The following is a 26,484-nucleotide window of genomic DNA, read 5'->3' on the forward strand; positions in this document are numbered from 1 at the left end:
AACGCACCCTTATCAATGGCCCGCGCCCTGCGGGCCATTGCCTTTAACCCATAAACGCAGGCTGTTTTTTCTCGTAAGCGGAGATAGCCTCTTCGTGTTGCAGCGTCAGGCCAATGCTATCCAGACCGTTCAGCATGCAGTGGCGGCGGAACGCATCAATGCTGAAGCTGTAGATCTTATCCCCGGCTTTCACCACTTCCGCTTCCAGATCCACCTCAAACGAAATCCCCGGATTCGCCTGCACCAGCGCAAACAGTTCATCGACCTGTTCGTCACTCAGCGTCACCGGCAGCAGCTGGTTGTTGAAGCTGTTGCCGTAGAAGATATCCGCGAAGCTCGGGGCGATAACCACCTTAAAGCCGTAGTCGGTTAATGCCCAGGGCGCATGTTCACGCGACGATCCGCAGCCAAAGTTTTCCCGCGCCAGCAGAATGGAAGCCCCTTTGTATTCCGGAAAGTTCAGGACGAATTCCGGGTTCGGCACTTCGCCTTTATCGTCGAGGAAACGCCAGTCGTTGAACAGATGCGCACCAAAACCCGTGCGCGTCACTTTCTGCAAAAACTGCTTAGGAATGATCGCGTCAGTATCGACGTTAGCGGCGTCCAGAGGGACAACCCGGCCCGTATGTTGGGTAAATTTCTCTGCCATGATTGTCTCCTTATTTCAGGCTGCGAATATCGGCGAAATGACCGGTGACTGCCGCAGCGGCGGCCATTGCCGGGCTGACCAGGTGGGTGCGCCCACCGCGGCCCTGACGGCCTTCAAAGTTACGGTTGCTGGTGGAGGCACAGCGCTCGCCCGGATTCAGGCGGTCGTTGTTCATGGCCAGACACATGGAGCAACCCGGCAGGCGCCACTCGAAGCCTGCTTCAATAAAGATCTTATCCAGACCCTCCGCTTCCGCCTGGGCTTTCACCGGCCCGGAGCCCGGCACAACCAGCGCCTGCACGCCCGGCGCCACTTTGCGGCCTTTAGCAATTTCTGCCGCTGCGCGTAAATCTTCAATACGGGAGTTGGTACAGGAGCCGATGAACACTTTATCAATGCTCACGTCGGTCAGCGGTACGCCGGGTTTCAGCCCCATGTAAGCCAGCGCTTTTTCCGCACTGGCACGTTCGACCGGATCGGCAAAGGAGGCCGGATCAGGAATGCTGTCGTTGACGGAAATCACCTGGCCCGGGTTGGTGCCCCAGGTGACCTGCGGGGCGATCTCTTCCGCCTGTAACGTCACAACGGTATCAAAAATTGCCCCCTCGTCCGTTTTCAGGGTTTTCCAGTACGCTACCGCGTCGTCAAAATTCTGACCTTTCGGCGCATGCAGACGCCCCTTCACATAGTTGAAGGTGGTTTCGTCTGGGGCCACCAGGCCTGCTTTGGCGCCCATCTCAATGGCCATGTTGCACAGGGTCATACGACCTTCCATGCTCAGCGCCTGGATAGCGTCGCCGCAGAATTCCACGACGTGACCGGTGCCGCCTGCGCTGCCGGTTTTGCCGATAATCGCCAGCACGATATCTTTCGCGGTGATACCCGGCGCAGCTTTACCCTTCACTTCAATCTTCATGGTTTTGGCGCGGCCCTGCTTCAGGGTCTGCGTCGCCAGAACGTGTTCAACTTCAGAGGTCCCAATCCCGAACGCCAGGGCGCCAAATGCGCCGTGCGTCGCGGTGTGGGAGTCGCCGCAGACGATGGTCATGCCCGGCAGAGTAATACCCTGCTCAGGCCCCATTACGTGGACGATACCCTGATAGGGGTGGTTCAGATCGTACAGCTCCACGCCAAACTCGTTACAGTTCTTAATCAGCTCCTGCATCTGGATACGTGCCATCTCGCCAGATGCATTGATGTCTTTGGTCTGGGTGGAAACGTTGTGATCCATCGTGGCAAAGGTTTTACCCGGCTGACGCACCGGGCGCTTGTGCGCGCGCAGGCCGTCAAATGCCTGAGGAGAGGTCACTTCGTGTACCAGATGACGGTCGATGTACAACAGTGGGGTTTCGTTTGGTGCTTCGTAAACAACGTGCGCATCAAACAACTTCTCATATAACGTCTTAGCCATGATTACACCCCTTCAGCGACATAGCGGGCAATGATGTCGCCCATTTCATCGGTACTGACTGCTGCCGTGCCGCGTGCTAAATCACCGGTACGGACGCCTTCTTCTAACGCCCGGTTAATGGCGTTTTCAATTGCGGTTGCTGCATCGCCTGCATCCAGGCTGTAGCGCAGCAGCAGAGCCAGGGAGAGGATCTGCGCAATCGGGTTGGCGATGTTTTTACCTGCGATATCCGGCGCGGAGCCGCCCGCCGGTTCGTACAGGCCAAAGCCTTCTTCGTTCAGGCTGGCCGAGGGCAGCATGCCCATGGAGCCGGTGATCATCGCGCACTCATCCGAGAGAATATCGCCGAACAGGTTGGAGCACAGCAGCACGTCAAACTGGGACGGATCTTTGATCAGCTGCATCGTTGCGTTGTCGATATACATATGTGACAGCTCAACGTCCGGGTACTGCCTGGCAACTTCACTGACGATTTCGCGCCACAAAATAGACGACTGGAGCACGTTCGCTTTATCAATAGAGGTCACTTTACGGCGGCGTTTGCGCGCTGACTCAAACGCGATATGAGCGATACGTTCAATTTCAAAACGGTGATAGACCTCGGTATCAAACGCTTTCTCATGCTGACCGCTGCCTTCGCGGCCTTTTGGCTGACCGAAGTAGATCCCGCCGGTCAGCTCACGCACGCACAGGATGTCGAAACCGTTGGCCGCAATATCCGCGCGCAGCGGGCAAAACTCTTCCAGCCCCGGGTACAGCTTCGCCGGACGCAGGTTGCTGAACAGTTTGAAGTGTTTACGCAGCGGCAGCAGCGCGCCGCGCTCTGGCTGCTCTGCTGGAGGCAAATGTTCCCACTTAGGGCCACCCACGGAGCCAAACAGAACGGCATCGGCATTCTCGCAGCCTTCTACAGTCCCTTTCGGCAGGGGAGTACCGTGGTTATCAATGGCAATACCGCCCACGTCGTAGTGGCTGGTGGTAATTTTCATCGCAAAACGCGAACGTACGGCTTCCAGTACTTTCAGCGCCTGTGTCATCACTTCCGGGCCAATACCGTCACCCGGCAACACAGCAATATGGTAATTCTTCGACATCACACGGTTTCCTTGTTGTTCTCTTTATTCTGAGCTTTGCGTTGCAACTCTTTTTCGACTTCGGCTGCGCGCCAGATGTTGTTCAGGACATGCACCATCGCTTTCGCGGAGGATTCAACGATATCTGTCGCCAGACCCACACCGTGGAAGCGGCGACCGTTATAGTTGACGACGATATCAACCTGGCCCAGGGCGTCTTTACCGTGCCCTTTTGCCGTCAGGTCGTATTTCACCAGCTCTACGTCGTACTCAGTGACGCGGTTAATCGCCTGGTAAATGGCATCCACAGGGCCGTTACCGTTGGCGGCTTCCGCTTTAATTTCATCGCCGCAGGCCAGCTTGACGGAGGCGGTAGCGATATCACTTGAGCCTGACTGAACGGTGAAGTAGTCCAGACGGAAGTGTTCTGGCTCTTCCTGCTGTTTGTTGATGAATGCCAGCGCTTCCAGGTCGTAATCGAAGACCTGGCCTTTCTTGTCAGCCAGTTTCAGGAATGCGTCGTACAGCTGATCCATGTTGTAATCGCTGTCCTGATACCCCATCTCTTCCATACGGTGTTTCACCGCCGCGCGGCCAGAGCGTGAGGTCAGGTTCAGCTGAACCTGGTTCAGACCGATGGATTCCGGAGTCATGATTTCGTAGTTTTCACGGTTCTTCAGCACGCCATCCTGGTGAATACCGGAGGAGTGAGCGAACGCGCCAGTACCAACAATCGCCTTGTTCGCCGGGATCGGCATATTGCAAATCTGGCTCACGGTCTGGCTGGTGCGCCAGATTTCGTTGTGATTGATGCGAGTGTGTACGTTCATAATGTCTTTGCGCACCTTGATCGCCATGATCACTTCTTCCAGCGAGCAGTTGCCGGCGCGTTCACCAATGCCGTTCATTGCCCCTTCTACCTGACGCGCGCCGGCGTGGACGGCAGCGATGGCATTGCCCACAGCCAGACCCAAATCATCGTGGGTGTGAACAGAGATGATGGCTTTATCAATATTAGGTACGCGGTCGTACAGGCCGGTGATGATGTTAGAGAACTCAAACGGCATGGTGTAGCCGACGGTATCCGGGATGTTGATGGTTCTGGCTCCGGCATTAATCGCGGCTTCCACTACACGGGCCAAATCGTCAATCGGCGTGCGGCCTGCATCTTCACAGGAGAATTCGACGTCATCAGTGTAGTTACGCGCGCGTTTAACCATATACACCGCACGTTCGATCACTTCATCCAGCGTGCTGCGCAACTTGGTTGCAATGTGCATGGGGGAGGTGGCAATGAATGTATGGATACGGAAGGCTTCTGCAACTTTCAGGGATTCCGCGGCCACATCAATATCTTTCTCAACGCAGCGAGCCAGACCGCACACGCGGCTGTTTTTGATGGTGCGGGCGATGGTCTGTACTGACTCGAAATCACCCGGCGAGGAGACGGGAAACCCGACTTCCATTACGTCTACACCCATGCGTTCGAGGGCCAGCGCAATTTGCAGTTTTTCTTTAACACTCAGGCTCGCCTGTAATGCCTGTTCACCGTCACGTAAAGTAGTATCGAAAATAACGACTTGCTGGCTCATGGGTTAGGTCCTTGTCAGTCTTAGGGCGCCTTGCTACGAGCATAAAAAAACCCGCGCAGTGGCGCGGGTTTTTTGTTTTACTGAAGACGATTCAACGCTGAATTTCGCCCGCCAGTCTACCGCGCACAGTGGATGCGTTTAGTAGTAGTAGACCGGTGAAACGAAGGGTGCGAATCATGAATCGTGCTCCAGATGAATGCGATATGCTTTTAGTGGTACTGGATACGCCGACTCATGTCAACCCCTCTCAGGCAAAACGGCCACTCAGCGCAGGATAAACACATTAGCTAATTGTGCTGGTTTTTACGCTGTTAACCGATTTAATTGTCTATTATTGGACTTGAGATTCATCTCTGGAATAATTTGAATATAATTGGTAGCAATTGAACACAGTATTTTTACCGATGTGCTGTGAAATGGAATGTGTTTTATTTCATTGAGTTATAAGTTCTATGAATGAATCATGGGCGGGAAAGTTATCAATATTGATATCATTTTGTTAATGAAATCGTGGTGTATGCTCTTCATAGTTTAATAATACTTAAGTTATTATTAACTAAGGCGGTGATTGTGTATTTGCCAGCTTTATGGTTTCATGCCTGCATTAAAGTTTTAGATATCATTTGAACGATTTTTAGCTCTTCATTCAGGGAATGCTTAATGCCATCTCTTGAATGAGGGTTCTTTATATATTCTGAATTTTAAATAATTTCCTTTCGCTTGTTGTATATGCATGGTAAATCATATTTTTCGAAGTTATTACTGTACTTTGGCAAAGGGAATTTAGCGTGACAGTGGAGTCAGAAATGCCAGAAAATAATATTAACCAACCACAGCCTTATGATGGGGTTAAGCCTCAGTTACGCACAGTGGATCTCAACCTGTTAACTGTATTTGATGCAGTTATGCAGGAGCAGAATATTACGCGAGCAGCGCAATCTCTGGGAATGTCTCAACCTGCCGTGAGTAATGCCGTAGCCAGACTTAAGGTGATGTTTAACGACGAGTTATTCGTCCGGTATGGAAGAGGTATCCAGCCCACGGCGCGTGCATTCCAGCTATTCGGTTCGATTCGTCAGGCGCTACAGCTGGTTCAAAATGAGCTTCCCGGCTCAGGGTTTGAACCTTTAAGCAGTGAGCGGGTTTTCCATCTCTGTGTTTGCAGTCCGTTAGACAATTATTTGACGTCTGTTATATATAATAAAGTTGAACAGATTGCTCCTAATATTCATCTTGTTTTTAAATCATCTTTAAATCAAAACACTGAGCACCAGCTTCGTTATCAGGAAACGGAGTTCGTTCTGGGCTACGAAGAGTTTCGCCGTCCAGAGTTTGCCTGTGTTCCGTTGTTTAAAGATGAAATGGTGTTAGTCGCCAGCAAAAAACATCCACGCATGAATTCGCCGCTGCGTGAAAGCGATGTTTACAGCGAGCAGCATGCCGTTGTTGCTCTGGACAGATATGCTTCGTTCAGTCAGCCGTGGTATGACACTGCCGATAAACAAGCCAGCGTGGCCTATCAGGGGATGGCGATGGTCAGCGTTTTAAATGTCGTTTCTCAGACGCAGCTAGTCGCTATTGCACCGCGCTGGCTTGCTGAAGAGTTCTCCGATTCGCTGAGCCTGCAAATTTTACCTCTGCCGCTCAAGCTGAATAGCCGTACCTGTTATCTTTCCTGGCATGAAGCGGCGGGGCGGGATAAAGGGCACCAGTGGATGGAAGAGTTGCTGATCAATATTTGTCGTCGATAAGTCAGGGTGAATAAACCGCATGGTGCCATGCGGTTTATTCTGTGATTTTTTATGCAGGCAATATTTTGTTCTGTGCGCATTTTTTCAGACGCTCAGGGCGGCTTAAAAATAGATGATTTCCTGATCCATCCTCTTTTTAAGAGATGAATTATTAGCGTCTCCCCTCATACCAGACGAATTCACCATATTCGTGTCTGACAGCTATTTTTTCTGCTTTTATTGCCCATTCCCGCATTCCGTTTGCTAATTGCCTGCCTCATAACGAGCGGTTAAGGTATCCCTCACTCTGCACATTATAAGATGGGTTTATCCTGTCAGAAGACGGCGCGGAAATGAATTCTGTTGACCGTCTATAACAAAAGCCTGGAGGCAAAGCATGGAGATGTTGTCTGGCGCGGAAATGGTCGTCCGATCGCTTATCGATCAGGGCGTGAAACAAGTGTTCGGCTATCCCGGAGGCGCGGTTCTCGATATTTATGACGCGCTGCACACGGTAGGCGGTATTGATCATGTTCTGGTTCGTCATGAACAGGCTGCTGTGCATATGGCTGACGGCCTGGCCCGCGCCACGGGCGAAGTGGGTGTAGTGCTGGTCACTTCGGGGCCGGGAGCGACCAATGCCATCACCGGCATTGCGACTGCGTATATGGACTCTATTCCACTGGTCATTCTCTCCGGACAGGTGGCGACGTCACTGATTGGCTATGATGCGTTTCAGGAATGCGACATGGTGGGGATCTCACGCCCCGTGGTGAAGCACAGCTTTCTGGTTAAGCAAACGGAAGATATCCCGGGCGTGCTGAAAAAAGCCTTCTGGCTGGCCGCCAGCGGTCGTCCTGGGCCAGTGGTTGTCGATCTGCCAAAAGATATTCTCAATCCCGCGAATAAACTGCCTTACCTGTGGCCTGAGTCGGTGAGCATGCGTTCGTATAATCCGACGACGCAAGGACACAAAGGCCAGATTAAGCGTGCGCTGCAAACGCTGCTGGCTGCGAAAAAGCCCGTAGTCTATGTGGGGGGCGGCGCCGTCAATGCAGCCTGTGAAACGCAACTACGCGAACTGATTGAGAAGCTGAACCTTCCTGTCGCGTCATCGCTGATGGGGCTGGGGGCATTCCCGGCTACCCACCGTCAGGCGCTGGGCATGCTGGGTATGCATGGCACCTATGAAGCCAATATGACGATGCACCATTCTGATGTGATTTTTGCCGTCGGCGTACGTTTTGACGATCGCACCACCAATAACCTGGCGAAATACTGTCCGAATGCGACGGTGCTACACATTGATATCGATCCTACTTCTATCTCTAAAACGGTGCCGGCGGATGTGCCCATCGTGGGGGACGCACGACAGGTGCTGGATCAAATGTTGGAACTGCTGGCGCAGGAGACCGCCTCTCAACCGCTGGATGAGATCCGTGACTGGTGGCAACAAATCGAACAATGGCGCGGCCGTCAGTGCCTTAAATACGACACGCAGAGTGAGAACATCAAGCCGCAGGCGGTGATCGAGACGATCTGGCATCTGACCAAAGGCGAGGCGTATGTCACTTCTGACGTAGGCCAGCATCAGATGTTCGCTGCGTTGTATTACCCGTTTGATAAACCGCGTCGCTGGATCAACTCAGGCGGGCTTGGCACGATGGGCTTTGGTCTGCCCGCCGCGCTGGGGGTGAAGCTGGCGTTGCCGAACGAAACGGTTATCTGCGTAACGGGTGATGGCAGTATACAGATGAATATTCAGGAGCTTTCTACTGCGCTGCAATATGAGTTGCCAGTGCTGGTGCTTAACCTGAATAACGGTTACCTCGGTATGGTGAAGCAGTGGCAGGATATGATTTATTCCGGCCGTCACTCTCAGTCTTATATGAAGTCACTTCCGGACTTTGTCCGTCTGGCTGAAGCCTATGGTCATATTGGCATGCGGGTAACCGATCCGTCAGAGCTGGAAGCGAAGCTCGGCGAAGCGCTTGAGCACGTTAAAAACAATCGCCTCGTCTTCATGGACGTCATCGTCGACGGCACAGAGCACGTTTATCCGATGCATATCCGTGGCGGTGGTATGGATGAAATGTGGTTAAGCAAAACGGAGAGAACCTGATATGCGCCGGATATTATCTGTATTACTGGAAAATGAGTCGGGCGCACTATCACGCGTCATTGGGCTTTTTGCGCAGCGCGGATACAACATTGAAAGCCTGACCGTTGCGCCGACCGATGATCCAACGCTCTCCCGCATGACGATCCAGACTGTCGGCGATGCGAAAGTGCTTGAGCAGATCGAAAAGCAATTGCACAAGCTGGTGGACGTGTTGCGCGTCAGCGAGCTGGGGCAGGGGGCTTACGTCGAACGTGAAGTGATGCTGGTGAAAATTCAGGCCAGCGGTTATGGCCGTGAAGAGGTCAAGCGTAACACGGATATTTTCCGTGGGCAGATCATTGACGTCACGCCTTCTATATATACTGTGCAGCTTGCCGGAACGAGCGATAAGCTGGATGCGTTCCTGGCCTCCGTCAGGGATGTGGCAAAAATTGTTGAAGTTGCGCGCTCTGGCGTTGTTGGCCTCTCGCGCGGCGATAAAATCATGCGTTAGTTGCGCAAAAGGTTCGCCTCTTTCAGCCCGGTAGCCAAAGCCGGGCTTTTTTTTGCGTAATCCGCCGACAACGCGGACAAAAGCGGTTGCCGTGAAAGCTATTCTGCGTTTAGATGTTAAAATATTTAACCATAACCTTGACAGGGCCATGGACTTTTTTCTTTTTTTGAGGGGCAATTGTGAAACTGGATGAAATCGCCCGGCTCGCCGGCGTGTCGAGAACCACGGCCAGCTATGTGATTAACGGTAAAGCAAAGCAGTATCGTGTCAGCGATAAGACCGTTGAGAAAGTGATGGCAGTCGTTCGTGAGCATAATTACCATCCGAATGCTGTCGCCGCAGGTTTACGTGCCGGACGCACCCGCTCGATTGGCCTGGTGATCCCGGATCTGGAAAACACCAGCTATACCCGCATCGCCAACTATCTTGAACGTCAGGCTCGTCAGCGGGGCTATCAGCTGTTGATTGCCTGCTCCGAGGATCAGCCCGACAACGAGATGCGCTGCATTGAGCATCTGCTGCAACGTCAGGTTGACGCCATCATCGTGTCGACCTCTTTACCACCCGAGCATCCTTTCTATCAGCGCTGGGCGAACGATCCATTCCCGATTGTGGCGCTGGATCGTGCTTTGGATCGTGAACATTTCACCAGCGTCGTAGGCGCCGATCAGGACGATGCAGAAATGCTGGCTGCCGAGCTGCGTACCTTCCCGGCGGAAACGGTGCTCTATCTTGGCGCTTTGCCTGAACTATCCGTGAGCTTCCTGCGTGAACAAGGGTTCCGTACGGCGTGGAAAGACGATCCGCGTGACGTTCATTATCTGTATGCCAACAGCTATGAGCGCGAAGCGGCTGCTCAGCTGTTCGAGAAATGGCTGGAAACGCACCCGATGCCGCAGGCGTTGTTTACCACCTCGTTTGCCCTGTTGCAGGGGGTGATGGACGTGACGTTACGTCGCGATGGCAAGCTGCCATCCGATCTGGCGATTGCGACCTTCGGCGATAACGAACTGCTCGACTTCCTGCAATGTCCGGTGCTGGCCGTGGCTCAGCGTCACCGCGACGTCGCCGAGCGCGTGCTTGAGATTGTTCTGGCAAGCCTGGATGAACCTCGCAAACCGAAACCCGGGCTTACGCGTATCAAACGTAATCTCTATCGGCGCGGGATTTTGAGCCGCCATTAATATTTCCACAGGGGCGGTAAAACAGCCCCTTTTGCGGCGCATTTATTGCGGGAAATAATTCCCGGATAAAAATTAGGATTTATCTCTAAGATTCGTAGCCGGCTATTTTTCTGAATCCGTTTTGGCGTTAAAAAGCGCAATTATAATTTTTAACGGGCATTCTTTTGTATTGTTTTGTTACAAACAGCCGCCAGCCGATGAATATTCAGCCATTTTTTACTGTCCCCTTCAGCCCTCAATGTACACGAACGAATCCATATTGCCTTGCGCTTAATCTGGTGCTGTTATCCCCCGGCGATATGCCTTAAAATGCTGCCCGCGTCGCAAACTGACACTTTATATTTCCCTGCGATGATATTGAGTGAGTCTTAACGCTCGTGTGCATATTCGGTTTTTTTCTTACAAATATTCATAACGTTAATTTTGCCTCGCCAGTTGTGTAGTTATTAGCCAGGTCACTCTTGCTCTGTAAATACGGTGCTTTCGCGCCGGTATAGAGAGAGTCCTGGCTTGACAAGCTTTTCCCTCGCTCCGTAAACTCCTTCAGGTGGGAATTTGTGGGTTAAAGTGGTGAGGAGGGGTGAGGCTGGCATGTTCCGTGGAGCAACGTTAGTCAATCTCGACAGCAAAGGGCGTTTATCGGTACCAACCCGATACCGCGACCAGCTGATTGAGAACGCTTCGGGTCAACTGGTTTGCACCATTGACATCAACTCCCCCTGCCTGCTGCTTTACCCTTTGCCTGAATGGGAAATCATTGAGCAAAAGCTGTCGCGACTGTCGAGCATGAACCCGCAAGAACGCCGCGTGCAGCGGTTGTTATTGGGACATGCCAGTGAATGTCAGATGGATAGCGCCGGGCGATTATTGATTGCGCCTGTGTTGCGGCAACATGCCGGTCTGACTAAAGAAGTGATGCTGGTCGGGCAGTTCAACAAGTTTGAACTGTGGGACGAAACGACCTGGTATCAACAGGTCAAGGAAGATATCGACGCTGAGCAGTCTGATTCCGCAACATTATCGGAACGGCTGCGGGACTTGTCTCTATAAATATGATGGAAAATTATAAACATACAACGGTGCTGCTGGATGAGGCCGTTAACGGCCTGAATATTCGTCCAGACGGCATCTATATTGATGGCACTTTTGGTCGCGGTGGTCACTCGCGTTTGATCCTCTCCCAGCTTGGAGCGGAAGGACGCCTGCTGGCAATTGACCGCGATCCGCAGGCGATTGCCGTTGCGCAAACCATCGATGATCCTCGCTTTTCCATCGTGCATGGACCTTTCTCTGCGCTTGCGGATTATGTCGCTGAGCGCGGCCTGACCGGCAAGATCGACGGGATTCTCCTCGATCTTGGCGTCTCTTCACCACAGCTTGATGATGCAGAACGCGGCTTCTCCTTTATGCGTGATGGGCCGCTGGATATGCGTATGGATCCCACTCGCGGCCAGTCTGCCGCTGAATGGTTACAAACTGCTGACGAAGCGGATATCGCCTGGGTAATCAAAACCTTCGGTGAAGAACGCTTTGGCAAACGTATTGCCCGCGCCATCGTGGAGCGCAACCGCGTTGAGCCAATGACCCGCACCAAAGAGCTGGCAGAAGTCATCGCGGCGGCAACGCCGGTGAAGGATAAGCACAAACATCCTGCGACCCGTACCTTCCAGGCGGTTCGTATTTGGGTAAACAGTGAACTGGAGGAAATAGAGCTGGCGCTAAAAAGCTCGCTCGACGTGCTGGCCCCGGGTGGGCGGTTATCCATCATCAGCTTCCATTCGCTGGAAGATCGCATCGTAAAACGCTTTATGCGTGAACAGAGCCGCGGTCCGCAGGTTCCAGCTGGGTTGCCGATGACGGAAGAACAACTCAGAAAGCTGGGAGGCCGTCAGTTGCGAGCATTAGGCAAGTTGATGCCGGGCGAAGAAGAGGTGGCAGAGAATCCACGTGCCCGTAGTTCAGTGCTGCGTATTGCAGAGAGGACGAACGCATGATCAGCAGAGTGACAGAGACCCTAAGCAAAGTTAAGGGATCGTTAGGAAGCAACGAGCGCCATGCCTTGCCTGGCGTGATCGGCGACGATCTTTTGCGGTTTGGGAAGCTGCCACTCTGCTTGTTCATTTGCATCATTGTGACGGCAGTCATGGTGGTCACCACCGCTCACCATACCCGTTTATTAACTGCGCAGCGCGAACAGATGGTACTGGAACGCGATGCGCTGGATATTGAATGGCGAAATCTGATCCTTGAAGAAAACGCGCTCGGCGATCACAGCCGGGTTGAACGGATCGCAACGGAAAAACTGCAATTACAGCATGTTGATCCTTCGCAGGAAAATATCGTAGTACAAAAATAAGGGAAAACGCGACGCATGAAAGCAGCGGCAAAAACGCTAAAACCAAAACGCCAGGAAGAACAGGCCAACTTTGTCAGTTGGCGTTTTGCGTTGCTTTGCGGCTGCATTTTACTGGCGCTGGGTTTCCTGCTGGGACGCGTGGCGTGGCTACAAATCATCGCGCCTGACATGCTGGTACGTCAGGGTGATATGCGTTCTCTGCGCGTGCAGGAAGTTTCTACCTCTCGTGGGATGATCACCGATCGTTCCGGCCGTCCGCTGGCGGTGAGCGTGCCGGTGAAGGCGATCTGGGCCGATCCGAAAGAGTTACACGATGCAGGCGGGATCACCCTTGATAACCGCTGGAAGGCGCTGTCAGACGCGTTGAAAATGCCGCTGGATCAGCTGGCGTCGCGCGTTAACGCCAACCCGAAAGGGCGCTTTATCTATCTTGCCCGTCAGGTGAACCCTGACATGGCTGACTACATTAAGAAACTGAAGCTGCCGGGCATTCATCTGCGGGAAGAATCCCGCCGTTACTATCCTTCGGGCGAAGTCACCGCGCACCTGATTGGCTTTACCAACGTGGATAGCCAGGGGATTGAGGGCGTTGAAAAAAGCTTCGACAAGTGGCTTACCGGCCAGCCTGGCGAGCGAATCGTGCGTAAAGACCGCTATGGTCGCGTCATTGAAGACATTTCCTCGACAGACAGCCAGGCCGCGCACAACCTGGCCCTGAGTATTGATGAACGCTTGCAGGCGCTGGTCTATCGTGAGCTGAACAACGCCGTCGCGTTTAACAAGGCGGAATCGGGCAGCGCCGTGCTGGTGGATGTGGCGACAGGTGAAGTGCTGGCGATGGCCAGTAGCCCCTCATACAACCCGAATAATTTTGCCGGTACAGCAAAAGATGCAATGCGTAACCGCTCCATCACCGATGTGTTTGAACCCGGTTCGACCGTAAAACCTATGGTGGTGATGACGGCTCTACAGCGAGGCATCGTCAACGAAAATACCGTTCTGAATACGATTCCTTATCGAATTAACGGTCACGAAATCAAAGACGTGGCACGTTACAGCGAACTGACCCTCACCGGGGTCTTACAGAAGTCGAGTAACGTCGGTGTGTCAAAACTGGCGTTAGCGATGCCGTCCTCAGCGTTAGTAGATACTTACTCACGTTTTGGGCTGGGAAAGGCGACCAATTTGGGGTTGGTCGGAGAACGCAGTGGCTTATATCCTCAAAAACAACGGTGGTCTGACATAGAGAGGGCCACCTTCTCTTTCGGCTACGGGCTAATGGTAACTCCCTTACAGTTAGCGCGAGTCTACGCAACGATTGGCAGCTATGGCATTTATCGTCCGCTGTCGATCACCAAAGTTGATCCACCGGTTCCGGGGGAACGTGTTTTCCCGGAATCTATCGTTCGTACCGTCGTGCATATGATGGAAAGCGTCGCGTTACCTGGCGGTGGCGGCGTGAAGGCCGCAATTAAGGGCTATCGTATCGCCATTAAAACCGGTACAGCGAAAAAAGTGGGGCCGGACGGCCGCTATATCAACAAATACATTGCCTATACCGCAGGCGTAGCGCCTGCAAGCAATCCGCGTTTTGCGCTGGTGGTCGTCATCAACGATCCGCAGGCGGGTAAATACTACGGCGGCGCCGTCTCCGCGCCTGTGTTCGGGGCTATTATGGGCGGCGTGTTGCGCACCATGAACATTGAACCGGATGCGCTGGCGACGGGCGAAAAAAGTGAATTTGTAATTAATCAAGGCGAGGGAACAGGTGGCAGATCGTAATTTGCGCGACCTTCTTGCTCCGTGGGTGCCTATGCTACCTGCGCGAGCACTGCGAGAGATGGTACTGGACAGCCGCGTAGCGGCTTCTGGCGATCTTTTTGTGGCAGTAGTGGGTCATCAGGCGGACGGGCGTCGTTATATCCCGCAGGCGATTGCGCAAGGTGTTGCTGCCATTATTGCTGAGGCCAAAGATGAGGCAACAGACGGTGAGATCCGTGAAATGCACGGCGTGCCGGTCATCTATCTCAGCCAGCTGAATGAGCGTCTCTCCGCGCTGGCAGGACGTTTTTACAACGAACCTTCCGACCAGTTAAAGCTGGTTGGCGTGACAGGAACCAACGGAAAAACCACCACCACTCAGCTGATGGCGCAGTGGGCGCAGCTGCTGGGCGAAACCGGTGCCGTCATGGGCACGGTGGGGAACGGTCTTCTGGGCAAAGTAAGCCCGACGGAAAACACTACAGGCTCGGCGGTTGACGTGCAGCGTGTGCTGGCGGGCCTCGCTGAGCAGGGGGCGACCTTCGCTGCGATGGAAGTCTCTTCCCATGGTCTGGTACAACATCGCGTGGCGGCCCTGAAATTTGCTGCCTCTGTCTTTACTAACCTGAGCCGCGATCACCTTGATTATCATGGTGATATGGAGCACTACGAAGCGGCGAAATGGCTGCTTTATTCCACTCACCACCACGGGCAGGCGATCATTAACGCCGACGACGAAGTCGGTCGCCGCTGGCTGGAAAAACTGCCGGATGCGGTGGCGGTGTCGATGGAAGATCGCATTAATCCGAACTGCCGCGGCCGCTGGCTGAAGGCGGTCGAGGTGAACTACCACGATAGTGGGGCGACGATCCGCTTCGCTTCCACCTGGGGCGAAGGTGAAATTGAAAGCCGCCTGATGGGGGCCTTTAACGTCAGTAACCTGCTGCTGGCGCTGGCGACGTTGCTGGCGCTGGGCTACCCGATGGCGGATCTGCTGAAAACGTCTGAGCGTTTGCAACCGGTCTGTGGCCGCATGGAAGTGTTCAGCGCGCCGGGCAAGCCGACGGTGGTCGTGGATTACGCACACACGCCGGATGCGCTGGAAAAAGCGCTGGAAGCGGCGCGTCTGCACTGCGCAGGCAAGCTCTGGTGCGTGTTTGGCTGCGGTGGCGATCGCGACAAGGGCAAACGTCCGCTGATGGGCGCCATAGCTGAGCAGTTCGCGGATATTCCCGTGGTAACCGATGACAACCCGCGTACCGAAGAGCCGCGGGTCATTATCAATGACATTCTGGCGGGCATGCTGGATGCGGGTCGTGCGCGCGTGGTGGAAGGCCGTGCGGAGGCCGTGACCAACGCCATTATGCAGGCGCAGGAGAACGATGTGGTTCTGCTGGCCGGTAAAGGTCATGAAGATTATCAGATCGTCGGCAATCGTCGTCTGGATTACTCCGACCGCGTGACGGCAGCGCGTCTGCTGGGAGTGGTGGCATGATTAGCATTACGTTAAGCCAGGCCGCTGCGGTATTGCAGGGGATGCTGCATGGTCAGGATCTAACCATTGAGGCTGTGACCACCGACACCCGTAAGGTGACGGCGGGCTGCCTGTTTGTGGCGCTGAAGGGCGAGCGTTTTGACGCCCACGATTTTGCGCAACAGGCTAAAGATAACGGCGCGGGCGCGCTGCTGGTCAGCCGTAAGCTCGATATCGATTTGCCGCAGATTGTGGTGAAAGATACGCGCCTGGCGTTTGGCGAGCTGGCGGCATGGGTTCGCCAGCAGGTGCCAACACGCGTCGTGGCGCTGACGGGCTCGTCGGGTAAAACCTCCGTTAAAGAGATGACGGCGGCGATCCTTAGCCAGTGCGGTAACACGCTTTATACGGCGGGCAACCTTAATAATGACATCGGTGTACCGATGACGCTGCTGCGCCTGACCCACGAGCATGAATATGCGGTGATTGAGTTAGGGGCTAACCATCAGGGCGAAATCGCCTGGACCGTGAGCCTGACGCGTCCGGAAGCGGCGCTGGTGAATAACCTGGCGGCGGCACATCTTGAAGGTTTTGGTTCGCTGGCCGGTGTGGCGAAAGCGAAAGGTGAAATTTATACCGGACTGCCGGATGACGGCATCGCCATTATGAACGCCGATAACAACGACTGGCTGAACTGGCAGAGCATCATTGGTTCACGCAAAACCTGGCGCTTCTCACCGAATGCGGCAAACAGTAATTTTTCGGCGACCAACATTCATGTGACGTCACACGGCACCGAGTTCACCCTCACGACCCCAACGGGCGACATCGAGGTGCTGCTGCCCCTGCCCGGTCGTCATAACATCGCCAATGCGCTTGCTGCGGCAGCGCTCTCAATGGCGGTAGGTGCCTCACACGCGGCGATCAAAGCAGGTCTGGCAAATTTAAAAGCCGTGCCGGGGCGTCTTTTCCCGATCCAGCTGGCTGAAAACAAACTTCTGCTGGATGACTCCTACAACGCTAACGTCGGCTCCATGACGGCGGCCGTGCAGGTCTTGTCTGAGATGCCGGGCTATCGCGTGATGGTTGTGGGCGATATGGCCGAGCTGGGTGATGAAAGCGAAGCCTGCCATGTTCAGGTGGGTGAAGCGGCGAAAGCCGCCGGGCTTGACCGCGTATTGAGCGCAGGCACGCTGAGCAAGGCCATTTCCGATGCCAGTGAAGTTGGCGAACATTTTGCCGATAAATCTGCACTGATCGAACGCCTGAAGGCATTGATTACAGAAAAACAGATTGTGACTGTTTTAGTTAAAGGTTCACGTAGTGCCGCCATGGAAGAGGTTGTGCACGCATTACAGGAGAACGGGACATGTTAGTTTGGCTGGCCGAACATTTGGTCAAATATTACTCAGGCTTTAACGTCTTTTCCTATCTGACGTTTCGCGCCATCGTCAGCCTGCTGACTGCGCTGTTCATCTCGCTGTGGATGGGCCCGCGCATGATTGCCCGTCTGCAAAAACTCTCTTTCGGCCAGGTTGTACGCAACGATGGTCCGGAATCGCACTTCAGCAAGCGCGGTACGCCGACCATGGGCGGGATCATGATCCTAACCGCGATTGTGGTGTCCGTTCTGCTGTGGGCCTATCCGTCTAACCCCTATGTCTGGTGCGTGCTGACCGTGCTGGTTGGCTACGGGATCATCGGTTTTGTTGATGACTACCGCAAAGTCGTGCGCAAAGACACTAAAGGGTTGATCGCCCGTTGGAAGTATTTCTGGATGTCGGTGATTGCGCTGGGCGTGGCCTTCGCGCTTTACCTGGCAGGAAAAGACACCCCGGCCACCGAGCTGGTGGTGCCGTTCTTCAAAGACGTGATGCCGCAGCTGGGGCTGTTCTACATTCTGCTGGCTTACTTTGTGATCGTCGGCACCGGCAATGCCGTCAACCTGACCGATGGTCTGGACGGCCTGGCCATCATGCCAACCGTGTTTGTTGCGGGCGGTTTCGCGCTGGTGGCGTGGGCGACCGGTAACATGAACTTTGCAAACTACCTGCACATCCCGTACCTGCGACATGCGGGTGAGCTGGTGATCGTCTGTACGGCGATTGTCGGGGCGGGGCTGGGCTTCCTGTGGTTTAACACCTATCCGGCGCAGGTCTTTATGGGCGACGTCGGTTCACTGGCGCTGGGCGGTGCGCTGGGCATTATCGCCGTGCTGCTGCGTCAGGAGTTCCTGCTGGTAATCATGGGCGGTGTGTTTGTGGTTGAGACGCTGTCGGTGATTTTGCAGGTCGGTTCCTTCAAGCTGCGCGGTCAGCGCATCTTCCGTATGGCACCGATTCACCACCACTATGAACTGAAAGGCTGGCCGGAGCCGCGCGTCATTGTGCGCTTCTGGATTATTTCGCTGATGCTGGTGCTGATTGGCCTGGCAACGCTGAAGGTACGTTAATCATGGCAGATTACCAGGGCAAAAAAGTCGTTATCATCGGGTTAGGCCTCACCGGCCTCTCCTGCGTGGACTTTTTCCTTGCACGTGGTGTGACGCCGCGCGTGATGGATACGCGCGTCTCTCCGCCGGGTCTGGACAAGCTGCCGGAGCAGGTAGAACGCCACCTGGGTGGTCTGAATGATGAGTGGCTGCTGGCCGCCGATCTGATTGTTGCCAGCCCCGGTATGGCGCTGGCGCATCCTTCCCTGAGCGCCGCCGCGGATGCAGGCGTTGAGATTGTCGGCGATATCGAACTGTTCTGCCGGGAGGCGCAGGCCCCGATCGTCGCCATTACCGGTTCAAACGGTAAAAGCACCGTCACCACGCTGGTGGGGGAAATGGCGAAGGCGGCGGGCAAAAATGTCGGCGTGGGCGGTAACATTGGTCTGCCCGCTCTGATGCTGCTTGATAAAGGGTGTGAGCTGTACGTCCTTGAGCTTTCCAGCTTCCAGCTGGAAACCACTTCAAGCCTGCAAGCGGCGGCGGCGACGATCCTAAACGTCACCGAAGATCATATGGACAGATACCCGTTCGGCTTGCAGCAGTACCGTGCGGCCAAACTGCGCGTTTATGAAAATGCCAAAGTTTGCGTAGTAAATGCCGATGATGCACTTACCATGCCGGTGCGCGGCGCAGACGATCGCTGCATTAGCTTCGGTATTAATATGGGTGACTATCACCTTAATCGTCAGCAGGGCGAAACCTGGCTACGCGTGAAAGGTGAGAAAGTGCTGAACGTGAAAGAGATGATGCTCTCCGGCCAGCATAACTACACCAATGCTCTGGCGGCGCTGGCGCTGGCGGATGCCGTTGGCCTGCCGCGATCTTCAAGCCTGAAGGCGCTCACCACCTTTACCGGCCTGGCGCACCGCTTCCAGCTGGCGCTGGAGCACAACGGCGTACGCTGGATTAATGATTCCAAAGCGACCAACGTGGGTAGCACCGAGGCGGCACTGAACGGTTTGCACGTTGATGGCACGCTATACCTGCTGCTGGGCGGCGACGGTAAATCGGCTGACTTCTCCTCGCTAAAGCAGTACCTCAACGGTGATAACGTGCGCCTGTATTGCTTTGGCCGCGATGGCAGCGAGCTGGCAGCGTTGCGTCCTGAAGTCGCCGAGCAAACCGAGACCATGGAGCAGGCGATGCGCCTCATCGCCCCACGCGTGAAGCCCGGCGATATGGTACTGCTCTCACCAGCCTGTGCCAGCCTCGATCAATTCAAGAGTTTCGAACAGCGGGGTGATGTCTTTACCCGCCTGGCGAAGGAGTTAGGCTGATGCGTTTATCTCTCCCTCGCCTGAAAATGCCGCGCCTGCCAGGATTTGGTATCCTGGTATGGCTGTTTACGGCGCTGAAAGGCTGGGTGATGGCTTCCCGGGATAAAGATTCCGACAGCCTGATCATGTACGACCGCACGCTGTTCTGGCTCACGCTGGGGCTGGCGGCGATCGGCTTTATTATGGTCACCTCGGCGTCAATGCCTGTCGGACAGCGTCTGGCAAACGACCCGTTCCTGTTTGCCAAGCGTGACGGGCTGTACATCATTCTCGCGTTCTGCCTGGCGATGATCACCTTACGCCTGCCGATGTCGTTCTGGCAGCGGCACAGTACAGCCATGCTCATCGCCTCAATCATCATGCTGTTGATCGTTCTGGTTGTCGGGAGCTCCGTTAACGGGGCATCACGCTGGATTGCCTTTGGGCCACTGCGTATTCAGCCCGCGGAGTTCACCAAACTTTCGTTGTTCTGCTACCTGGCTAACTACCTGGTGCGTAAAGTTGACGAAGTTCGTAACAACCTTCGTGGCTTCTTAAAACCGATGGGCGTGATTCTGGTCCTCGCGATCCTGCTGCTGGCGCAGCCCGACCTCGGTACGGTAGTCGTACTGTTTGTCACTACGCTGGCGATGCTGTTCCTGGCGGGCGCAAAACTGTGGCAGTTCATTGCCATCATCGGGATGGGGATTTCGGCGGTGGTGCTGCTGATCCTCGCCGAACCCTACCGTATCCGCCGTGTGACCTCGTTCTGGAACCCATGGGAAGATCCGTTCGGCAGCGGTTACCAGCTGACGCAGTCGCTGATGGCGTTTGGCCGCGGCGAAGTCTGGGGTCAAGGCCTGGGCAACTCGGTACAAAAACTGGAGTATTTACCGGAGGCGCACACCGACTTCATCTTCTCCATTATTGGGGAAGAACTGGGTTATATCGGTGTGGTATTGGCGCTATTAATGGTATTCTTCGTCGCTTTCCGCGCCATGTCGATTGGCCGGAAAGCGCTGGAGATCGATCACCGCTTCTCCGGTTTCCTGGCCTGCTCAATTGGTATCTGGTTTAGCTTCCAGGCGCTGGTAAACGTTGGGGCGGCAGCGGGTATGCTGCCGACCAAAGGTCTGACGTTGCCGTTGATCAGTTATGGTGGTTCGAGTCTGTTGATCATGTCGACGGCCATCATGTTTTTGTTACGCATAGATTATGAAACGCGTCTGGAGAAAGCTCAGGCGTTTACACGAGGTTCACGATGAATCAACCGAAGCGGTTAATGGTGATGGCAGGCGGTACCGGTGGACACGTGTTCCCGGGACTGGCGGTTGCGCACCATTTAATGGAACAGGGCTGGCAGGTACGCTGGCTGGGAACCGCAGACCGCATGGAAGCCGATCTGGTACCTAAACACGGTATCGAGATCGACTTTATTCGTATTTCTGGCCTTCGTGGCAAAGGGATCAAGGCGCAGCTGCTGGCGCCGGTGCGCATTTTCAATGCCTGGCGTCAGGCGCGCGCCATTATGAAGCGTTTTAAGCCTGACGTCGTTCTGGGCATGGGCGGTTACGTTTCCGGTCCGGGCGGACTGGCGGCGTGGTCACTGGGCATCCCCGTTGTTCTGCATGAGCAGAACGGTATTGCCGGGTTGACCAACAAATGGCTGGCAAAAATCGCCACCAAAGTTATGCAGGCCTTCCCCGGGGCATTCCCGAAAGCGGATGTCGTAGGGAATCCGGTACGTGTGGACGTGCTGGCGCTGCCGCTGCCAGATACGCGTCTGGCGGGTCGCGAAGGGCCGGTGCGCGTGCTGGTCGTCGGCGGTTCCCAGGGCGCACGTATTTTAAACCAGACGATGCCGCAGGTTGCGGCAAAACTGGGTGATGCGGTGACCATCTGGCACCAGAGCGGGAAGGGCGCTCAGCAGACCGTTGAGCAGGCCTACGTGCAGGAAGGTCAGCCGCAGCATAAAGTGACTGAATTTATTGATGATATGGCCGCAGCCTATGCCTGGGCCGATGTTGTGGTCTGTCGCTCGGGCGCGCTGACGGTGAGCGAAATCGCCGCCGCCGGTTTACCGGCGCTGTTTGTGCCGTTCCAGCACAAAGACCGACAGCAGTACTGGAATGCGCTGCCGCTTGAGAAAGCGGGCGCAGCGAAGATTTTTGAGCAGCCACAATTTACTGCTGATGCGGTTGCCACTACCCTGGCGGGCTGGAACCGGGATGTATTACTGGAGATGGCGCAACGCGCACGCGCGACCGCTATCCCGGATGCAACGGAACGGGTGGCAAAAGAAGTGAGCCTGGCAGCCCAGGCATAATTCTCGCAGTGCGTGTTGCGCTGCACGATTTTTTTGAAGTAGTCGATGGCGTTTAGAGAATGAATACACAACAACTGGCAAAACTGCGTTCTATCGTGCCCGAGATGCGTCGCGTCCGGCACATTCACTTTGTCGGCATCGGTGGTGCTGGCATGGGCGGTATTGCCGAAGTGTTAGCTAACGAAGGCTATCAGATCAGCGGGTCTGACCTGGCGCCAAACCCTGTTACGCAGCAGCTGGCGTCGCTGGGGGCGACTATCTATTTCAATCATCGCCCGGAAAACGTGAGCGATGCGAGCGTGGTTGTGGTGTCCAGCGCTATCTCCGCGGATAACCCGGAAATCGTTGCGGCGCATGAGGCGCGCATCCCGGTGATCCGTCGCGCGGAAATGCTGGCGGAACTGATGCGTTTCCGTCACGGCATTGCGGTGGCCGGTACGCACGGTAAAACCACCACAACAGCGATGGTCTCCAGCATTTATGCGGAAGCGGGTCTCGACCCGACGTTCGTTAACGGTGGTCTGGTGAAAGCCGCTGGCGTGCATGCGCGTCTGGGCCACAGCCGTTATCTGATTGCGGAAGCGGATGAGAGCGATGCGTCGTTCCTGCATCTACAGCCGATGGTGGCGATCGTCACCAACATCGAAGCTGACCATATGGACACTTACCAGGGCGACTTCGAGAACTTAAAGCAGACCTTTATTAACTTCCTGCACAACCTGCCGTTCTATGGCCGTGCGGTGATGTGCGTGGACGATCCGGTTATTCGCGAGCTGCTGCCGCGCGTCGGGCGTCAAATTACGACCTACGGCTTCAGCGAAGACGCGGATGTACGCGTAGAAGATTACAAGCAGATCGGTGCGCAGGGGCATTTCACCCTCGCGCGTCAGGATAAAGACCTGCTGCATGTCACCCTGAACGCTCCGGGACGTCACAACGCCCTGAATGCGGCAGCGGCAGTCGCTGTTGCGACAGAAGAAGGCATTGACGATGAGGCGATCCTGCGCGCACTGGAGAGCTTCCAGGGGACGGGCCGTCGCTTCGACTTCCTCGGTGAATTCCCGCTGGAGCCGGTAAACGGTAAGCCAGGTTCTGCGATGCTGGTAGACGACTACGGTCACCATCCGACGGAAGTGGACGCAACCATCAAAGCGGCACGCGCGGGTTGGCCGGAAAAGAATCTGGTCATGATCTTCCAGCCGCACCGTTACACGCGTACTCGCGATCTGTATGACGATTTTGCCAACGTCCTTTCGCAGGTCGATACCCTGCTGATGCTGGATGTTTATGCAGCGGGTGAAACTCCGATTCCGGGTGCGGACAGTCGTTCTTTATGTCGTACCATCCGTGGACGCGGTAAAGTGGATCCTATTCTGGTTCCCGACCCGGCTCAGGTGGCTGAAATGCTTGCCCCGGTCCTGACGGGTAACGATCTGATCCTGATTCAGGGCGCGGGAAATATCGGCAAAATCGCCCGTACCTTAGCTGAAATCAAACTGAAGCCGCAAACTCAGGAGGACGAGCGTCATGGCTGATAAGATTGCTGTCCTGTTTGGCGGCACTTCCGCCGAACGCGAGGTTTCTCTGAATTCGGGCGCTGCCGTGCTGGCGGGCCTGCGTGAAGGTGGCGTGGACGCGCATCCGGTTGATCCGAAAGAGGTGGACGTCACGCAGCTGAAAGCGATGGGCTTCGATAAAGCCTTTATCGCGTTGCACGGTCGCGGCGGTGAAGACGGCACGTTGCAGGGGCTGCTGGAGCTGATCGGTATGCCGTACACCGGCAGCGGCGTGATGGCATCCGCCATCTCCATGGATAAACTGCGCAGCAAACTGCTGTGGCAGGGGGCGGACCTGCCCGTTGCGCCATGGGTTGCACTGACGCGTCGTGAATATGAAATGGGTCTGTCGGACAGCGTTAATACACACATTGCGGCACTGGGCTTACCGGTTATTGTGAAGCCGAGCCGTGAAGGGTCGAGCGTGGGAATGTCCAAAGTCGATAAAGCTGTAGATTTGGCTGACGCTTTAGCACTGGCATTTCAACATGATGAAGAAGTTCTGATTGAAAAATGGCTTAGCGGGCCGGAATTTACCGTCGCGATGCTTGGCGAAGAAATTTTACCGTCAATTCGCATCCAACCCGCCGGAGTCTTCTATGATTATGAGGCGAAGTATCTCTCTGATGAGACGCAATATTTCTGCCCAGCGGGTCTTGAAGCAGAGCGTGAGGCCGAATTACAGTCTCTGGTGCTTAAAGCCTGGAATGTGCTGGGATGTCGTGGCTGGGGACGCATTGACGTGATGCTTGACGGTGACGGGCAATTTTATCTGCTGGAAGCAAACACGTCTCCGGGTATGACCAGCCATAGCCTTGTGCCGATGGCGGCGCGTCAGGCGGGAATGAGCTTCTCGCAGTTAGTCGTACGTATTCTGGACCAGGCGGGCTGATATGTCTCAGGCTGCATTGAACACGCGCAACCGCGATGACGAAGAAGAATATTCCTCTTCGCGCCGGAGTAATGGAACGCGTCTTGCAGGGATCATCTTCCTGCTCGGGGTGCTGTGCACCGTGTTTATCAGCGGCTGGATGGTGCTGGGCTGGATGGAAGACGCGCAGCGGTTGCCGCTGTCGAAGCTGGTGGTGACCGGGGAGCGACACTACACGCGTAACGATGACATTCGCCAGTCGATTCTGGCGCTTGGGTCGCCTGGCACCTTTATGACGCAGGACGTCAACATTATCCAGAGTCAGATTGAACGTCTGCCGTGGATAAAACAGGCGAGTGTCAGAAAACAATGGCCAGATGAATTGAAGATTCATCTGGTTGAATATGTGCCGATTGCGCGTTGGAATGATCAGCATATGGTTGACGTAGACGGAAATTCGTTCAGCGTCCCGAGTGATCGTGTCAACAAGCAGAATTTACCGATGTTGTATGGCCCGGAAGGCAGCGAAAACGAAGTATTGCAGGGTTTTCGTGAGATGGGGCAGGTGCTGGCTAAGGATCGCTTTACGTTAAAAGATGCTGCGATGACGGCGCGCCGTTCCTGGCAGTTGACCCTAACGAATGGCATTAAGCTCAATCTTGGCCGCGGCGACACAATGAAACGTCTGGCGCGTTTTGTAGAACTTTACCCGGTTTTACAGCAGCAGGCGCAGACGGATGGCAAACGGATAAGCTACGTTGATTTGCGCTATGACTCAGGCGCAGCAGTCGGTTGGGAGCCGGCTCCGGTCGAGGAACCTAATCAGCAACAAAATCAGGCACAGGTACAGGCAGAACAACAATGATCAAGTCGACGGACAGAAAATTGGTAGTAGGACTGGAGATTGGCACCGCGAAGGTTGCCGCTTTGGTAGGGGAAGTTCTGCCCGACGGTATGGTCAATATCATTGGCGTGGGCAGCTGCCCCTCCCGTGGTATGGATAAAGGTGGGGTAAACGACCTTGAGTCGGTGGTGAAATGCGTTCAGCGCGCCATCGACCAGGCTGAATTGATGGCAGATTGCCAGATTTCCTCTGTCTATCTGGCCCTGTCTGGTAAGCACATCAGCTGCCAGAATGAAATCGGTATGGTGCCGATTTCTGAAGAAGAGGTGACGCAGGAAGACGTTGAGAACGTTGTCCACACGGCGAAATCCGTGCGTGTTCGCGACGAGCACCGTGTGCTGCATGTGATCCCGCAGGAATACGCGATCGACTACCAGGAAGGCATCAAGAATCCGGTCGGTCTCTCGGGCGTGCGTATGCAGGCAAAAGTGCACCTGATCACATGTCACAACGATATGGCGAAGAACATTGTAAAAGCCGTTGAACGTTGTGGCCTGAAAGTTGACCAACTCATTTTCGCCGGTCTTGCCGCGAGCTATTCCGTGCTGACCGAAGACGAACGTGAACTGGGCGTCTGTGTGGTCGATATTGGTGGTGGTACAATGGACATGGCCGTCTATACCGGCGGTGCGTTACGCCACACCAAAGTGATCCCGTACGCCGGGAATGTGGTGACCAGCGATATCGCTTACGCCTTTGGTACGCCACCGAGCGATGCAGAGGCGATTAAAGTGCGCCATGGTTGCGCGCTGGGCTCTATCGTCGGCAAAGACGAGAGCGTTGAAGTGCCGAGCGTAGGCGGGCGACCGCCGCGCAGCCTGCAACGCCAGACGCTGGCAGAGGTGATTGAGCCGCGTTATACCGAGCTGCTCAACCTGGTCAACGAAGAGATTTTGCAGTTACAGGAACAGCTTCGCCAGCAGGGTGTGAAACATCATCTCGCGGCGGGGATTGTATTAACCGGCGGGGCAGCGCAAATTGAAGGTCTTGCGGCCTGCGCTCAGCGCGTGTTCCATACGCAGGTGCGTATTGGTGCGCCGCTGAATATTACCGGTTTAACGGATTACGCTCAGGAGCCGTATTACTCAACGGCCGTGGGCCTGCTGCACTACGGGAAAGAATCCCATTTGAGTGGTGAAGCAGAAGTGGAAAAACGCGTCTCGGTGGGGTCTTGGGTCAAACGACTTAACACCTGGTTGCGAAAAGAGTTTTAATTTTTTTAAGAGACCGGA

22 protein-coding genes are annotated in these 26,484 nt (G+C 54.9%); 18 read left to right on the forward strand and 4 right to left on the reverse strand.

The genetic code is table 11. The features are described from left to right. Positions 1-43: 43 nt before the first annotated feature. The 4 genes from leuD to leuA are packed head-to-tail and all read right to left on the reverse strand — an operon-like array spanning position 44 to position 4,725. Positions 44-649 (reverse strand): 3-isopropylmalate dehydratase small subunit, encoded by a 606-nt coding sequence (gene leuD, locus IMQ56_RS13315; protein WP_015572662.1) that lies wholly within the window; start codon positions 647-649, stop codon positions 44-46. 10 nt (positions 650-659) lie between these two features. Then, on the reverse strand, positions 660-2,060 hold the full coding sequence (gene leuC / locus IMQ56_RS13320; protein WP_003856382.1) for a 3-isopropylmalate dehydratase large subunit: 1,401 nt from the start codon (positions 2,058-2,060) through the stop codon (positions 660-662). 2 nt (positions 2,061-2,062) lie between these two features. Continuing rightward, positions 2,063-3,154, reverse strand: a complete 1,092-nt coding sequence (gene leuB, locus IMQ56_RS13325; RefSeq protein ID WP_017694521.1) for a 3-isopropylmalate dehydrogenase — start codon at positions 3,152-3,154, stop codon at positions 2,063-2,065. Further along, the gene (leuA, locus tag IMQ56_RS13330; RefSeq protein ID WP_017383789.1) at positions 3,154-4,725 is read right to left on the reverse strand and encodes a 2-isopropylmalate synthase; all 1,572 of its coding nucleotides are present in this window, start codon (positions 4,723-4,725) and stop codon (positions 3,154-3,156) included. Before leuA ends, leuB begins: the two co-directional genes overlap by 1 nt. A gap of 806 nt (positions 4,726-5,531) precedes the next feature. Here leuA and leuO point away from each other — a divergent pair. The 18 genes from leuO (at position 5,532) to ftsA (ending at position 26,466) form a co-directional block, all read left to right on the forward strand. Next, on the forward strand, positions 5,532-6,476 hold the full coding sequence (gene leuO / locus IMQ56_RS13340) for a transcriptional regulator LeuO (RefSeq protein WP_017383788.1): 945 nt from the start codon (positions 5,532-5,534) through the stop codon (positions 6,474-6,476). 376 nt (positions 6,477-6,852) lie between these two features. Then, entirely contained in the window at positions 6,853-8,577 is a 1,725-nt protein-coding gene (gene ilvI, locus IMQ56_RS13345) for an acetolactate synthase 3 large subunit (RefSeq protein ID WP_015572665.1), read from the forward strand. 1 nt (position 8,578) lies between these two features. After that, entirely contained in the window at positions 8,579-9,070 is a 492-nt protein-coding gene (ilvN, locus tag IMQ56_RS13350) for an acetolactate synthase small subunit (RefSeq protein WP_003856371.1), read from the forward strand. Positions 9,071-9,249: 179 nt separating this feature from the next. Further along, a complete protein-coding gene (cra, locus tag IMQ56_RS13355; RefSeq protein ID WP_003856369.1) occupies positions 9,250-10,254 on the forward strand; it encodes a catabolite repressor/activator in 1,005 nt (334 codons plus the stop codon). 591 nt (positions 10,255-10,845) lie between these two features. Then, the gene (gene mraZ, locus IMQ56_RS13360; RefSeq protein ID WP_006810119.1) at positions 10,846-11,304 is read left to right on the forward strand and encodes a division/cell wall cluster transcriptional repressor MraZ; all 459 of its coding nucleotides are present in this window, start codon (positions 10,846-10,848) and stop codon (positions 11,302-11,304) included. 2 nt (positions 11,305-11,306) lie between these two features. Then, positions 11,307-12,248 carry a 16S rRNA (cytosine(1402)-N(4))-methyltransferase RsmH gene (gene rsmH / locus IMQ56_RS13365; RefSeq protein ID WP_003856366.1) on the forward strand — a complete coding sequence of 314 codons (942 nt, stop codon included), beginning with the start codon at positions 11,307-11,309 and terminating at the stop codon, positions 12,246-12,248. Beyond that, positions 12,245-12,610 carry a cell division protein FtsL gene (ftsL, locus tag IMQ56_RS13370; protein ID WP_003856363.1) on the forward strand — a complete coding sequence of 122 codons (366 nt, stop codon included), beginning with the start codon at positions 12,245-12,247 and terminating at the stop codon, positions 12,608-12,610. The genes rsmH and ftsL overlap by 4 nt, the downstream gene beginning before the upstream one ends. Positions 12,611-12,625: 15 nt before the next feature. After that, on the forward strand, positions 12,626-14,392 hold the full coding sequence (gene ftsI / locus IMQ56_RS13375) for a peptidoglycan glycosyltransferase FtsI (RefSeq protein WP_003856361.1): 1,767 nt from the start codon (positions 12,626-12,628) through the stop codon (positions 14,390-14,392). Next, on the forward strand, positions 14,379-15,866 hold the full coding sequence (gene murE, locus IMQ56_RS13380) for a UDP-N-acetylmuramoyl-L-alanyl-D-glutamate--2,6-diaminopimelate ligase (RefSeq protein WP_040117211.1): 1,488 nt from the start codon (positions 14,379-14,381) through the stop codon (positions 15,864-15,866). Before ftsI ends, murE begins: the two co-directional genes overlap by 14 nt. After that, positions 15,863-17,221, forward strand: coding sequence for a UDP-N-acetylmuramoyl-tripeptide--D-alanyl-D-alanine ligase (murF, locus tag IMQ56_RS13385; RefSeq protein WP_032647243.1), 1,359 nt, complete (start codon positions 15,863-15,865; stop codon positions 17,219-17,221). The genes murE and murF overlap by 4 nt, the downstream gene beginning before the upstream one ends. Beyond that, positions 17,215-18,297, forward strand: a complete 1,083-nt coding sequence (gene mraY / locus IMQ56_RS13390) for a phospho-N-acetylmuramoyl-pentapeptide-transferase (RefSeq protein ID WP_003856353.1) — start codon at positions 17,215-17,217, stop codon at positions 18,295-18,297. The genes murF and mraY overlap by 7 nt, the downstream gene beginning before the upstream one ends. Positions 18,298-18,299: 2 nt before the next feature. Further along, positions 18,300-19,616, forward strand: a complete 1,317-nt coding sequence (gene murD, locus IMQ56_RS13395) for a UDP-N-acetylmuramoyl-L-alanine--D-glutamate ligase (protein WP_045339669.1) — start codon at positions 18,300-18,302, stop codon at positions 19,614-19,616. Then, a complete protein-coding gene (ftsW, locus tag IMQ56_RS13400) occupies positions 19,616-20,860 on the forward strand; it encodes a cell division protein FtsW (RefSeq protein WP_006810115.1) in 1,245 nt (414 codons plus the stop codon). The genes murD and ftsW overlap by 1 nt, the downstream gene beginning before the upstream one ends. Continuing rightward, a complete protein-coding gene (murG, locus tag IMQ56_RS13405) occupies positions 20,857-21,921 on the forward strand; it encodes an undecaprenyldiphospho-muramoylpentapeptide beta-N-acetylglucosaminyltransferase (protein WP_017383783.1) in 1,065 nt (354 codons plus the stop codon). Before ftsW ends, murG begins: the two co-directional genes overlap by 4 nt. 59 nt (positions 21,922-21,980) lie before the next feature. Next, positions 21,981-23,456, forward strand: a complete 1,476-nt coding sequence (gene murC / locus IMQ56_RS13410; protein ID WP_003856345.1) for a UDP-N-acetylmuramate--L-alanine ligase — start codon at positions 21,981-21,983, stop codon at positions 23,454-23,456. Further along, positions 23,449-24,369 carry a D-alanine--D-alanine ligase gene (locus IMQ56_RS13415; RefSeq protein WP_047728780.1) on the forward strand — a complete coding sequence of 307 codons (921 nt, stop codon included), beginning with the start codon at positions 23,449-23,451 and terminating at the stop codon, positions 24,367-24,369. The genes murC and IMQ56_RS13415 overlap by 8 nt, the downstream gene beginning before the upstream one ends. 1 nt (position 24,370) lies before the next feature. Continuing rightward, the gene (gene ftsQ / locus IMQ56_RS13420; protein WP_003856342.1) at positions 24,371-25,213 is read left to right on the forward strand and encodes a cell division protein FtsQ; all 843 of its coding nucleotides are present in this window, start codon (positions 24,371-24,373) and stop codon (positions 25,211-25,213) included. Further along, the gene (gene ftsA, locus IMQ56_RS13425) at positions 25,210-26,466 is read left to right on the forward strand and encodes a cell division protein FtsA (protein ID WP_003856340.1); all 1,257 of its coding nucleotides are present in this window, start codon (positions 25,210-25,212) and stop codon (positions 26,464-26,466) included. The genes ftsQ and ftsA overlap by 4 nt, the downstream gene beginning before the upstream one ends. Positions 26,467-26,484 lie beyond the last annotated feature (18 nt).

Origin of the sequence: Enterobacter sp. Res13-Sevr-PEC09-46, from assembly GCF_015672585.1 — a bacterium.
GTDB lineage: Bacteria > Pseudomonadota > Gammaproteobacteria > Enterobacterales > Enterobacteriaceae > Enterobacter > Enterobacter hormaechei_C.

Coding starts and splice junctions, on each gene's coding strand:
- leuB (WP_017694521.1), bottom strand. CDS start 3,154: ATGTCGAAGAATTACCATATTGCTGTGTTGCCGGGTGACGGTATTGGC.
- rsmH (WP_003856366.1), top strand. CDS start 11,307: ATGATGGAAAATTATAAACATACAACGGTGCTGCTGGATGAGGCCGTT.
- murD (WP_045339669.1), top strand. CDS start 18,300: ATGGCAGATTACCAGGGCAAAAAAGTCGTTATCATCGGGTTAGGCCTC.
- ftsW (WP_006810115.1), top strand. CDS start 19,616: ATGCGTTTATCTCTCCCTCGCCTGAAAATGCCGCGCCTGCCAGGATTT.
- leuC (WP_003856382.1), bottom strand. CDS start 2,060: ATGGCTAAGACGTTATATGAGAAGTTGTTTGATGCGCACGTTGTTTAC.
- mraZ (WP_006810119.1), top strand. CDS start 10,846: ATGTTCCGTGGAGCAACGTTAGTCAATCTCGACAGCAAAGGGCGTTTA.
- leuO (WP_017383788.1), top strand. CDS start 5,532: ATGCCAGAAAATAATATTAACCAACCACAGCCTTATGATGGGGTTAAG.
- IMQ56_RS13415 (WP_047728780.1), top strand. CDS start 23,449: ATGGCTGATAAGATTGCTGTCCTGTTTGGCGGCACTTCCGCCGAACGC.
- ftsL (WP_003856363.1), top strand. CDS start 12,245: ATGATCAGCAGAGTGACAGAGACCCTAAGCAAAGTTAAGGGATCGTTA.
- mraY (WP_003856353.1), top strand. CDS start 17,215: ATGTTAGTTTGGCTGGCCGAACATTTGGTCAAATATTACTCAGGCTTT.
- murG (WP_017383783.1), top strand. CDS start 20,857: ATGAATCAACCGAAGCGGTTAATGGTGATGGCAGGCGGTACCGGTGGA.
- murC (WP_003856345.1), top strand. CDS start 21,981: ATGAATACACAACAACTGGCAAAACTGCGTTCTATCGTGCCCGAGATG.
- leuD (WP_015572662.1), bottom strand. CDS start 649: ATGGCAGAGAAATTTACCCAACATACGGGCCGGGTTGTCCCTCTGGAC.
- ilvN (WP_003856371.1), top strand. CDS start 8,579: ATGCGCCGGATATTATCTGTATTACTGGAAAATGAGTCGGGCGCACTA.
- ftsA (WP_003856340.1), top strand. CDS start 25,210: ATGATCAAGTCGACGGACAGAAAATTGGTAGTAGGACTGGAGATTGGC.
- ftsQ (WP_003856342.1), top strand. CDS start 24,371: ATGTCTCAGGCTGCATTGAACACGCGCAACCGCGATGACGAAGAAGAA.
- leuA (WP_017383789.1), bottom strand. CDS start 4,725: ATGAGCCAGCAAGTCGTTATTTTCGATACTACTTTACGTGACGGTGAA.
- ilvI (WP_015572665.1), top strand. CDS start 6,853: ATGGAGATGTTGTCTGGCGCGGAAATGGTCGTCCGATCGCTTATCGAT.
- ftsI (WP_003856361.1), top strand. CDS start 12,626: ATGAAAGCAGCGGCAAAAACGCTAAAACCAAAACGCCAGGAAGAACAG.
- murF (WP_032647243.1), top strand. CDS start 15,863: ATGATTAGCATTACGTTAAGCCAGGCCGCTGCGGTATTGCAGGGGATG.